Below are 12,600 nucleotides of genomic sequence, written 5' to 3'. Positions count from 1 at the left end.
TGTTAATGGTTTAATTTGGTAATTACCGGCGCCTTTACTTTTTAAGCTCGAGCACCAGTGTTGTTTTAGCCGGTATATTTAGCGTAGTTATATCGCTCAGTATTTCGTTATTGACAATATTGATGGCCGCATTAAAGCCGTTTATACGCTCGGCAAACCGGTCGGTTTTTAAGGTGGCCGCTTTCGTGGCATCACTGTTGTAAACCACCATTACGGTTCGTTGCTCATCGTACCTAAAGTACACATATACGCCCCTTTGCGGGATGTACTGCATCAGCTTACCCGTTTGTAAAGCCGTAGTGTTTTTGCGATAGGTTACCAGTGTGCGCACGTAATTAAATGCCTCGTTCTCTTTATCGGTGCGGCCCGCTGCGGTAAACTTGTTCACCTTATCACCGGCCCAACCGCCTTCAAAATCGGCGCGTACCAAACCATCAGGATGCGACTCCCCGGCCATCAGTATCTCATCGCCATAGTACAGCTGCGGGATACCGCGCATGGTTAGCAGTATAGCCATGCCCGCTTTGTATTTGTTAAAATCCTGGCCCACCACCGAGTAAAACCGGCTCATATCGTGGTTATCCAAAAAGATGCAGTTGCGCATGGGGTCCTGGTACATAAAGTCCTGCGCCAGGATCACATACAATTTGTTCACCCCGCTTTCCCAGCCTTCTTTGCCGTTCAGGGCTTCGTTAATGGCATCTTTTAAAGCGGCATCGGTAATACCGGGCAAGTGCGTATCAAAGCCGCGGTTTACGGTATTACCCTGCATAAAAAAGGCTTCGTTGGCAACCTGGTCATCCAGCACCTCGCCAAAAATGGACAGGTGCGGAAACTCGGCTTTAACCTTCAGCGCCCAATCGGCCATGTAAGCCGGATCATTGTAGGGATAAGTATCTAATCTAAAACCATCAACACCGGCATACTCCACCCACCAGATATGGTTTTGGGTAAGATAGTTTTGCACGTACGGATTACTCTCGTTCATATCGGCCATACGGCGGTCAAACCAGCCGTCGAGCATTTGCTTACGATCGCTTGCCGGCGCATTGGGATCGGTTACAGCGCCGTACCTGAAGTTGGAATTGGTGTATTTGGGCCATTGATGTACCCAGCTTTTCATGGGCATATCGGTAATGGTCCAACCCTCGGTACCGGCGTGGTTGTGCACCAGGTCTTTGATCACTTTTAAACCCATAGCATGGCATTTATCAACGTATTGTTTATACAACTCGTTGGTACCATAACGGGGGTCGGTTTTGTAATGACTGGTAACGGCATAACCATGGTATGATGCGTGAGGTTCATCGTTCTCAATCTCAGGAGTCATCCAAATAGTGGTTATGCCGAGGTCTTTCAGGTAATCCAGATGATTCATCAGGCCCTGTATATCGCCGCCGTGACGCGCGTACATCGAATCGCGGTGAACGCCTTTTTCGCGCAGATTGGCGAATGAATCGTTCGACGGGTCGCCGTTCGAAAAACGGTCGGGCATCAGCAAATAGATCACATCTTTACTGGTAACGCCCTGGGCGCGGTTAGCCGAGCGATCGCGGTTGTTGAGCGTGTATTTGTATTGCAGCGCCTGGCTGCCCGGCTTGGTAAAGGCAATAGTAAAACTACCTGCTTTGGCTTGCGCAGATATTTCAAGATCCAGGAAAAGGTAATTTGGGTTTTCAACCTTGTTTACCTTAGCCAGCTTTACACCGGGATAGTTCATTTTTACGGAACGCGATGCAATATCTTTACCATGCACGATCAGCTGAAGCTTAGGGTTCTTCATCCCTACCCACCAAAAGGCAGGTTCGATTCTCTCCAGATCGGGTATTTGTGCCGTGGCGATACCAGTTAAAAAGAGCAGGAAAACGAGTGATATTTTAAACTTCATCTTTTTAAATTTTTTTGTTTCGACGATATACACCCCTGCACCCTCTCAAGAGGGGAACCGCACAGGCGATGTTTTTTGTCTGTCGGCATTTTATATTTATTAATAAGCCAAAGTGATCTGGCTGTTCTCGTTTTTAACTATAATACTTTTTACTTTTTCGCCCTCGGCGGCGTTTTCCGATCCTTGCGGATCAAATTTGGAAAGCGGGTTTAGCAATGCCGAAAAATCATCGTTCAGGTTGGTTTGTTTACCGTTAAGCTTAATTGAGCCGCCTGCAAAACCATGCATCACCAGTTTAATGTTATTAAACTTTGATGCGAACGAGCCTTCTGCCTTGCCGAACGTAATGGTTTTGTGCGAAGCGTCGTAAGTGATGGTACGTTTGTAAAAAGCACCGTTCTCATAATTATAGCTTTCGCCGTCATCTTCGTAATACACAAAACTGTTATTTATATCGCCCTGGTAAATGTGAACGGTAAGCACGTCATCCGGTTTCTGCGAAGTGGATTGCACCAGCGACTGCATTGGGATGATGCTGCTTTGTTTGATATAAACCGGCAATTTGCGCTGACTTAGCTGTATGATCTTTTTCTCGCCGCCGTTTTGCGCTTCGCCGGTATACATATCGTACCATTTACCTTGCGGGAAGTAGATCTTGCCAAATTTGGCATCGCCCTCAAACGGTGCTACCAGGAATGCGCTGCCGAACAGGTATTGGGTATCAAACTGGCCGTCGTACACGTTTTTATCGAATGTGTAATCAATAGCCAGCGAACGCATTAAAGGCAAACCGCTTTGGGTTGCTTCATAAAATGATGAATATAAATAAGGCAGCAATTTGTAGCGCAGGCTAACATAGTTGCGCGATATTTCCAGCACTTCTTCGCCAAATGTCCATGGCTCGGCCGATTTGGTATTTACCGCGGTATGGTTACGGAAGTACGGGTTAAACGCGCCGATCTGCATCCAGCGGGCAAACAGTGATGGCGTTGGGTTACCGGTAAAACCACCGATGTCCATCCCTGTAAAGGCAACACCACTTAAACCTAAACTGTTCAACAAACGGACACCGGCCAGCATGTGGCTGTCTTCAGCACGGTTATCGCCTGTCCAGATAGCCGAGTAACGCTGGAAACCTGCATAGCCTGCACGGGTTAACACGAACGGGCGTTTGTTGAATGCTTTTTGCGCACCCTCAAAACTTGCCCGGGCCATCTGCATAGCGTAAACGTTGCGCGTTTGCAGGTGCGATGCCTTGTGCCCTTCATAATCAAAAATGATGTTATCGGGCATTTTTTGGCCCCAGGTGGCAATTTCGTTCATGTCGTTCCAGATGCCGCTGATGCCGTCATCGCCATATTTTTTCATTTCAGTTCCCCACCAGGCGCGTGCTTTTGGATTGGTAAAATCGGGGAAGTGGCACCAGCCCGGCCAAACCTCGCCGGTATAATTAGTACCGTCGGGATATTTGGCAAAAATGTCGTTGGCTATTCCGCGCTCGTAAACGCCGTAGCCTTTTTCAACTTTTACACCCGGGTCAACTATCACCGTTAATTTAAAGCCCATGTCTTTCAGCTTATCGGTCATGGCTTTAGGGTTCGGAAAGCGGTTCTGATCCCAGGTAAATACTTTATAATGATCCATGTAGTGGATATCGAGCGTGATACCATCTGCCGGAATTTTTTTCTCTCTTAAAGTTTGCGCTATCCTGAATACTTCCGTTTCGGGATAATAGCTGTAGCGGTTTTGCTGGTAGCCCAGGCTCCACAGCGGCGGCATTTTCATGCGACCGGTTAAGGCGGTATAAGCCGTAATGATATCGGCTATGTGTTTGTGGTAAATAAGGTAATAGTTCATCTCGCCGCCACGGGCGCCGAAGGATGAAAAACGATTATTACTGGCTCCAAAGTTAAAATCGCTTTGGTAGGTGTTATCCATAAATATGCCGTAGTTGATGTTGTGGTGTATGCCGATGTAAAACGGAATGGTTGAATAGATGGGATCCTGCCCGGTTGAATAGCCAAAGGCATCGGTGTTCCAGTTGGTATAGCCATTGCCTTTACGATCAAGCGGGCCGGTTTTTTCGCCGAGACCGATGAATCGTTCGCCATCCTGCATTTTTTTGTAGGTGGTTACCGATTCGTTTACCCACGAGGTTGTTAAACCCGCTTCATCCTGGCTGATCACTTCGCCATTAGCTGTGTAAAAAGTAACGGCAAAAGGTGTTTTACCGATCTGTACCTTTAATGAATCGGTGCTGATGCTGATCGCGTTGGCATCCTGGGCAATGTTCACCTTTGTTGCCTCGGGCTGAGCAATTACCGCGTACGAAAAATCGGGACCTAAAACCTGTTTATCGATACGCACCCGCACAACGCCGGCATTATAAACCGTAACCTGTACGTGGGCGTTATCGGTTGTGATGTTAACCTGCTGCCCGTTTACATTAACACTGTTTACATTACCCATGCCTTTAACAGGATTGACCTGGGCTTTTAACAAATAAGGTGTCAGTAATAAAAATGAGAAGAGTAAGTAGCAGGAGCGGATATTCATGTTATTAGGCATATGGATTTATAATGAATTGATTTTGTTGCGGATGATTTAAAAATACAATAGAAATCAATACAATTATAAGGGGTGTTAATAACCCACCCGCCCCGGAGGGCAGGCAGGTAAATTGAGGTCAGTTACTAATTTTTTATTGTTTTACAGAACTATACGTTGTGGTAACAGGTGGCACAGTACCTGTTGCCGCAGCCGGCGAATTAAACGTTACCAGGTAATTACCGTTTACAGCAACCGGAATGTTATCGTTGCTTGTGTTGTTTAACGTATTAGCTACACCGAACCCGGCCGAACCGGATTTTGGAATACCCCAGCTATAGGTCCAGTCGTTATTTTGCCTTACCTTAAACTGGCCGGTAGAAACCAGCGGAACGGTTGCCGTCCAGTTGCCGTTGCCATCATTAATATACTTCATGGCAACATCTGTACTCCATCCCTGCGCGGCATCGCCAATAATACTGTAATAATTTGCCGGCACTATAGACATGGTGTTATTGTTGGTGTTTAAGGTTACCAGGTAATAACCTGCCGCTGCCGGCGCATAAAAGTTATTGGAGCCGTTGTAGGTTACCGAGTAGTTTGATGATGTACCCGAAGTGCTGGCAGCATCGTTGGTGGCATACTTGTTATCCCAGTTTTTCTTTGGTGTAACCAAAAACTGGTTATTACCGGCCGTAAAGTTGATAATGCCTACATAGATACCATTACCGGTAGCCGAGTACAGGCTATCTTCCTGCGGACCAGGGTTATTCCAGCCTTCGTAAGCGCCGGGTACATATAACCATGATTTTAGATTGAACGGTGTAACGGTTAATGTAAGTACATTACTGTATACAACTATGGTGGCACTTATAGCGCTTTTCATCCGTACGTTAACCGTGCCTGATACGTTACCTTTAGCACCTGCTTTTAACAAAACGTTGTTAAAATCGCTGGTGTTATAGGGTTGGGTAAATACATCCGGGCCCATTGCTACCGTATATGGGTTTGCCCAGTTATCGCTCGGTATATCAAATTGCAAGGTGTTGGTTACCGCTGCATTATAGCCAAAATTGGCTTGTACAAAGGTAAACGTTTCAACTATGGCAGGGTCGGTAAGCTTGGTGTTGTTTAACACCAAAGTGGTAGCCGATGCGCTAAGCGTACCCGGCGAACCGTTTGTTGCCGTAATAACCGCGTCGTCCTTTTTACAGGCTGACAGCATAAGCAGCGTAGCACCGCTTAGCATTACTATTTTGTTTAAAAATGATTTCATATCAATATTTTTAATTGAGTATTAATATCCTGGGTTTTGAACTAAGTTAGGGTTAGCAGTTACATCACTTGCCGGCAACGGATATAATGCGCGATAGTCGGGAATTGAAGTGCCTGCCAGCACGCCACCTTTAAACGGCCATAAATAATTGCCGCCGGTAAACATGCCAAAGCGGATCAGATCGGTACGGCGTGTGGCTTCCCAATACAGTTCTTTCATACGTTCGTTTAAAACATCACTTAAAGCAATATTGGCAACATTGCCCGATGTATTGCCGTAGGCACGTATACGTAAGTTGTTAAAGTAGATAAGCGCCTGCGCCGTGCTGCCGCCGGTACCGCCGCGCAATACCGCTTCGGCATAGTTCAAATAAACTTCGCCTAAACGAAACAGCGGGAAATCGGTTGAACAAAATACGCTCGCACCAGGCAATGTTAAGTTGGTTGAAGTGAGGTTAGTAAATTTGGTAACCGCAAAGCCTGATGTAAATGTCGACTGATCAGTAGTGTTTTTGGTTGTGCTGCCGCCGGTATAAAACATGGCGCGTTTATCAGTAGCACCGCTGTAATCGCCAAACAAATTTGGCAATACTTGTGTGGTGTGGTTACCGCTCCAGCCGCCGCCGGGTACACCAAAATTGGCAGGGCCCTCGGCGCCGCTTACCGAACTGTTGACAATAAAGGTAGTACCGCCATAGTTTTGCGTACTTACCAGATCATATGCAATAGGCAGAATAACCTCGGGGTTGTTTTTGTCGTTATCCGAGGTAAACAGATATTTATAAGTAGGATGGAGGGTATAACCTGCAGCTATTACTTTGCTGGCATAAGTAATGGCATCTGTGTAACGTGCGGTACCGGTGTATATCTGCGCATTTAAATACAAACGCGAAAGCAAGGCCCAATCGGCGGCCTGGTCGGCACGCGCGTATTCATTGGTTTTGGGAGCCTTTAACAAGGGCTCAATAGCCTTCAATTCCGACTCGATGTACGCAAAAAGTTTTGCACGGGTTATTTGCGGAGGTAAAGACTTGCCTATCGGGAAGTTTTCGTCAACAAATGGCGGGTTGCCAAACATATCCATCAATACCCAGTATTGGTAAGCGCGTAAAAAACGTGCTTCGGCCCGGTAATAGCCTATTTCTGCTGCATCAGTACCACTAATACCGCGGGTTGACAGATTTGCCTCTGTCGACTCGTTAATAAACTGGTTGGCCAGCGTGATCTGGTACAGGCTCCTGTCATACAAACCTAAAAGTATGGTGTTATTTGATGTCCAGTTGTTGTTATGAAAATCGGGGACACCCGGGTCATTCCAGATACATAACGCTTCGTCGGTAGGCAATTCCTCCGCATTCCAGTACAAACGTATAAAGTCCGACGTACCTGCATCAATACCATGTATATCACCGGTACCTGCACCGCCGCTACCTGTTGTGGCAAAAGAACCATAAACTTTAGCAAGGCCTTGCTTATAACCCAAGGGGGTACTGTAAGCTACCGCAGCGGTAGTAGTATTTATTGGGGCCCTGTTAAGGTCTTTTGTGCAGGATGCGAATAATCCCGTCACTGCCAGCATTAACAAAGATTTGTTTAATATTTTACTTTTCATTTCTTTAATATTTTAAATGATTATTGAAGGCCAAGATTAATACCTAAAGTGAAAGTTCTTGGACGCGGGTATGTATTGTTATCAATACCTGAATATACTTCCGGATCGAGGCCGGTATATTTAGTTACCACAAACACATTTTGGCAATTGGCCGTAATACGCAGACCGCCTAAGTGCTTGTTGTTAAACCTGCCAAAAGTATACCCAACCCCTACGTTGTCCATGCGTAAGAAAGAGGCATTTTGCAGCCAGTAATCGCTCAAATAATTGTAACCGGTAAAGCCCGAAGCGTAAATACCTGTTGATGCATTGTTAACGACGCCAATATTATTGATAATGCTGCCTGCTGTAGCTAAATTAGCGTCGACGTTGTTATAAACGTAATTACCCAGGTTTGCACGCAACACGGTGCTGAAGCTCCATTTTTTATAGTTGAACGAAGTGCTGAAACCCATAGTAACCGGCGGTGCAGACTGGTGGTTAAGGAATTCGTCAACAGCTGTAACGCTGCCGTCTGCAGTCTTATCTGCATAAACTCCTTCTAAAGGTTTACCATCGGGACCGTATACCTGTTTGTACAGATAAAAACTGAATGGGGTTTGGTCGATCTGATGTAACTGAACATTATTACCGGTACCGCCAGATATACCACCTACAGGTATACCAACGCTGCTCGGGTTTGGTGTAAGATATAAATTGGTAACGGTAACCTTATTATAAGCAATGTTGTAATTAACTGTCCAGCTAATATCTTTTGTTTTAACAGGTATTGCATTTAAGTTTAATTCGACACCGTGGCTAATGGTATTACCTACATTGGTTAACAGTTGATTGGTAAAGTTACTACCCGAAGGTATAAACACTAAGGATAACAGATCTTTGGTTTTACGTGAATAAAAATCTACCGAACCATAAATACGTTGGTTTAAGAAACCAAAGTCAATACCGGTATTAAAGGTGTGTGTAGTTTCCCATTTTAAGCTAACATCGTAACCTGCAGGTGTATATCCATTGTAAAAGGTATTGCCAAACTGATAGCGGGTATCGTTTGTAGTTAATGAATATCTTGGTATATAACCATAGTAATCTATGCCATCCTGCTGACCGGTAACACCATAGCTAACACGTAATTTCAAATCTGATATAACCGGGCTGTCTTTCAGAAAATCCTCTTCACTTATGCGGTACGAAACTGCGCCTGCGGGGAAAATACCATCGCGGGTGGATGGCGAAAACTTGGATGAATTGTCTGAACGGATGGATCCTTGTAAAGTAAACCTATCGTTATAGGTATAAATTAAACGGCCATAGTATGATATCATCGTATACTGCCCCTGACCATACGGATACAACGGTGCCTGGGTGTTTGGCATTGGCTGTCCGTTTGCGCTTGTTGGCTGGTAGTTATAGGTGGTTGTCAGAAAATCGTAATAACCATAACCGGCCTGAGCATTGATAGTGCTTTTGATCGACCTGATATCGCTGGTATAATTTAAATAATATTCAACAGTTTTATTGGTGGTTTTTTGCAGGTACGGCGTGCTGTTACCTAATGTATTAAACGATTGCGCTGCCGACGCAGGAACTTCTGTACGACCCTGACCTTTTGAAATATCGTAACCAAAATTGGCATTTGCCGATAAAGCTTTAAGGAAAGGGAACTGATAGTTCAACATCAGATTACCGAATGAACGATAAACATCAGAGGTGTTATGATTGTCGTTGATAAGGGCAACCGGATTACGAGGCGTATTAGGGTTTAAACCACTGGCAACAGAACCAGGAGTATTATAAGATTCATAGTAACCATTGTAGGGTGATTTAGAATCATAAACCGGTTGGGTAGGATCAAACGCTAATGCGGATCCTATAGCGCCGGTATTGGCAAATCGCGAATGCTGGTAAGTTCCATTTAAATTCAGGTCGACTTTAAGGGAATTGTTTAAAAACGACGGATTTAAACGCAACGACGCTGATGTGCGTTTAATATTATCTGTTTTTAAAATACCATCCTGATCAAGGTACCCTAATGACACACGGTAAGGTAATATCTTGGTAGCGCCCGAAATATTCAGGTTAGTGTTGCTCGCAAACGCATTTTGATAGATCTCTTTTTGCCAATCGGTATTTGAGCTGCCTAAAGTGCTTGAAAGTGAAGGCTTGTTAGCTGCTACATAGGCCCGAACCTGGTCGGCAGTTAAAACCTGGATGGTTTTTTCGGGTGTACCGATAGAGATTTCCTGGTTAACATTAATTACCGGCCCACCTTTTTTACCTTTTTTAGTAGTGATCAATATAACACCGTTTGATGCACGTGAACCATAAATAGCTGTTGAAGCAGCATCTTTTAAAATGGTTTCGCTTTCAATATCATCGGCGTTGATGAGGCTAAGCGCGCTGGCCGCACCACTGATGCCGTTATTGCTCAAAGGCACACCATCAATAACGATCAACGGATCGTTACTTGCTGTTAATGAAGCACCGCCACGAATACGTATAGTGCTTCCCGAACCGGGAGCACCATTTGACGTAACAGCAACACCGGCCACCTTACCTTGTATCAGTTGCTCGGGCGAGGTAATGGTACCTGTTTGAAAATCTTTAGATGTTACGGTAGTTATAGCACCGCTCACATCCTTTTTGCTTTGTGTACCGTAACCAATAACCACAACCTCGTTTAACGATTTGTTGTTTGGTTGTAAGCCTACATTTACTACCGCTGTACCGTTAAGCGTAACAACACGGGTAGCGGTAGTGTAACCCAGGAAACGAAATTCGAGGGTTAAGGTGCCGTTGTTAAGGCCGGTTAATTTATAATTACCACCGGCATCGGCCGATGTGCTTTTTTGCGTGCCCTGCACCACCACGGTTGCCGATGGCATGGGCTGGTTTGTTTCGTCAACAATTTTACCGGTAATGCTGCCTGTTTGTGCAAATGCTATTGACGATAAAATGAGCATTGTACATAGTAGCACACACTTTTTTAGATAACGATTTCTCATATAATTTAAATTTAGGTCCGTTTAAAGCTTTGGGTTCTGGGTTATAATTGGCTGTTAAAAAGCTTTGAATATTTGTTAATTGGGTGTACATGTAAAGAGTTTACATGGAGGTGAAAGTTTACGTTGGGTAGAATGTATCCATAAGCAAATCAGTTAATTGAAATCAGTTAAAAAATATCTTTAACACTAAAGTTTGGGCAACGCGTATCCGGATAGAAATACTATTGCATCAAACGATAACACTTATCGCAAATTAATTTAGTACGGTACTTTTTGGTTCTATTGGTTTATGTGGTTTATACATCGGCAACCTATCGGCTCCTCTTGATAAACTATCACAATACAAATTTGTGTGGGATAATTGCGAATAGCTATTTGTTTATCAAAAATTTAAAAAAATATTAGGTTTTTTTAAATTAAAAAATTGATAATCAAATAATTATAAATATTTGTATGTTGAAAAATATAAATGGTTTTTATGGTTTTTGCAACGTTATAGTTACATAAAAGGCACATTTAGCATCATGACAGGAGTTACCGGCGGGGTAGGCCAAGATGGATTTAAGAAGAAAGCAGGTTATTTCAGATCGACGGCTTTGATCTCCATAATCCGGTGATCAAACTGGTCGCCGGGGATAATGGCTTTTGCCTTGATGCGCATTTTGTACACATAAATGGTTTTTTCGGAGTACTCCAAAATTTTGGCAATGGTTTCGGTATCGTTTATCCCCATCCGCATTAATGCGAAGATGCGCAGATCGGTAGTGAGCACCTCGTGCTCTTTGGGCCATATCTGGTCTTCCTTTTTAAACAGGGCGTTAAATTCATCAATAAAGTTGGGGAAGATCTTGATGAAAACATGGTCGAAGGTGTAAAACAGGTTATCCCTGTCTTTTTTAATGTTGATCTTATCGATAATGATCTGGATGTCGTCGTATTTTTTGATGGCCAATTTGGTATCCACCGAGCGTTTCAGCTTTTCGAGCTGCAAAATGTAACCCGATATCACGTTGAAAAAATAGCCGATATACTCTTCCTTGATCTTTGTGCCTTCGGTTAAGCGTTCGTTTATTTTTTCGAGCTGTACATTCTTATCATCAATGATCTTCTCTTTGATCTTTAACTTTTTAAGCTGTTTGGATAACATCATTGAAATCCAGATAACCAGCAAAGCCAGCGCCGTTATGGATGCCAGGTAGATTAAAAACCTGGTTTTTTCGCGCTCAATGTAGTTGAGCTTTTCGGCGGCCACAATGGGCAGCAGTGTCCCGATCTGTATTTTGCGCTGGCGGGCGCCATAAAACTCGGCATCGGCTAAAGCCTGCTCCAGGTAAACGTAAACGTTTTTAATGTCGCCGGTTTTGTACAGCAATTCGGCAAGCCAAAAAAGCGCCACCGTTTCTTTTGTTGACGATCGGATATCGCAGATACTGGCGCGGGCAAGCAAGTCGGCACATTTATCGCGCTGCGCGGCGTTATTGGCATAAATATTACCCAGTGTTGAGGCTACAATAGCCATTTGGTGCTGGGTTAGCTTATGATGATCGAGCAGTTCGTTAAAATCGGCTTCGGCGGCGTGTAAAGCACCATTTTTTAGCTTTTTATATCCCGTAAGGTAAATTTTATCGTACGAGTTGGGCTGGGTTAACGTAATGGCCGAATCAATGTATTTGTTTGCCAAACCGGCGTAGTAAGGCGTGTAATGGTGATCATTGTCGTACCCGGCAACATCATAACAGGCGCGTGTAAGCAGCGAATAGTATTCAAACTTCACACTGTCATCAAGCGAGGCTACGTTTATCCCTTTCAGGCTGTCGAAGGTTTCTTTAAACATACCCGATGAGAGCAGGATGAAGCCGATCTTGATCTTGCTGTAGTATTCTTTTGAAGGCGATTTAAGCAGCAGGCTCAGCTCCTGCAATTTGCCGGCATAAACATAAGCCGAATCATATTGGTATGATTTATACTCATCGTACAGCTTGAGGCATAAATCAAACTGCGATTGAAATTTACTTTTGGGCGTAGCCGCTAACTTTACTTTAAGCGCTTTAAGCGTGGTTTCTTTTTGTTTATCATAAACAGCCTTTTTATCTAATTCATTTTTCAACTGATCCAGCGTATTTGACTGTGCAAACGCAGGTATCCCGAAAAAGATCAATAAAATTAGGGTAAAAGAAACTCTCATTTGTTGTTTATACTCTGTTTAAAGCACTAAGGTTTATAATATCGGCTTATGTGGCGGAGTGCGTCCAAAAGTAAAGATATTATGTTTAACG

General features: G+C 44.1%; 6 protein-coding genes. All 6 read right to left on the bottom strand.

The genetic code is table 11. The annotated features are described in order from the left end of the window. Positions 1-34 precede the first annotated feature (34 nt). Positions 35-1,888 carry a glycoside hydrolase family 13 protein gene (locus tag ACFGVR_RS07310; protein WP_448702088.1) on the bottom strand — a complete coding sequence of 618 codons (1,854 nt, stop codon included), beginning with the start codon at positions 1,886-1,888 and terminating at the stop codon, positions 35-37. Positions 1,889-1,987: 99 nt separating this feature from the next. Beyond that, the gene (locus ACFGVR_RS07305) at positions 1,988-4,456 is read right to left on the bottom strand and encodes a glycoside hydrolase family 31 protein (protein WP_448702086.1); all 2,469 of its coding nucleotides are present in this window, start codon (positions 4,454-4,456) and stop codon (positions 1,988-1,990) included. A 133-nt stretch (positions 4,457-4,589) separates the two neighbouring features. Then, on the bottom strand, positions 4,590-5,711 hold the full coding sequence (locus ACFGVR_RS07300; RefSeq protein ID WP_448702084.1) for a SusE domain-containing protein: 1,122 nt from the start codon (positions 5,709-5,711) through the stop codon (positions 4,590-4,592). A gap of 21 nt (positions 5,712-5,732) precedes the next feature. Then, complete coding sequence (locus ACFGVR_RS07295) at positions 5,733-7,322, bottom strand: RagB/SusD family nutrient uptake outer membrane protein (protein ID WP_448702083.1); 1,590 nt, start codon at positions 7,320-7,322, stop codon at positions 5,733-5,735. 20 nt (positions 7,323-7,342) lie between these two features. Further along, positions 7,343-10,282: a SusC/RagA family TonB-linked outer membrane protein gene (locus ACFGVR_RS07290; RefSeq protein WP_448702082.1), complete on the bottom strand. Its 2,940-nt coding sequence runs from the start codon at positions 10,280-10,282 to the stop codon at positions 7,343-7,345. A 619-nt stretch (positions 10,283-10,901) separates the two neighbouring features. After that, the gene (locus tag ACFGVR_RS07285) at positions 10,902-12,509 is read right to left on the bottom strand and encodes a DUF6377 domain-containing protein (protein WP_448702081.1); all 1,608 of its coding nucleotides are present in this window, start codon (positions 12,507-12,509) and stop codon (positions 10,902-10,904) included. Positions 12,510-12,600: the final 91 nt, after the last annotated feature.

Source organism: Mucilaginibacter aureus (assembly GCF_053514885.1).
This window is presented reverse-complemented; position numbering and strand designations above follow the sequence as displayed.

Bases quoted from the DNA above. Each gene is read 5' to 3' on its own strand.
- ACFGVR_RS07310 (WP_448702088.1), bottom strand. From the start codon at position 1,888: ATGAAGTTTAAAATATCACTCGTTTTCCTGCTCTTTTTAACTGGTATC.
- ACFGVR_RS07305 (WP_448702086.1), bottom strand. From the start codon at position 4,456: ATGCCTAATAACATGAATATCCGCTCCTGCTACTTACTCTTCTCATTT.
- ACFGVR_RS07300 (WP_448702084.1), bottom strand. From the start codon at position 5,711: ATGAAATCATTTTTAAACAAAATAGTAATGCTAAGCGGTGCTACGCTG.
- ACFGVR_RS07295 (WP_448702083.1), bottom strand. From the start codon at position 7,322: ATGAAAAGTAAAATATTAAACAAATCTTTGTTAATGCTGGCAGTGACG.
- ACFGVR_RS07290 (WP_448702082.1), bottom strand. From the start codon at position 10,282: ATGCTCATTTTATCGTCAATAGCATTTGCACAAACAGGCAGCATTACC.
- ACFGVR_RS07285 (WP_448702081.1), bottom strand. From the start codon at position 12,509: ATGAGAGTTTCTTTTACCCTAATTTTATTGATCTTTTTCGGGATACCT.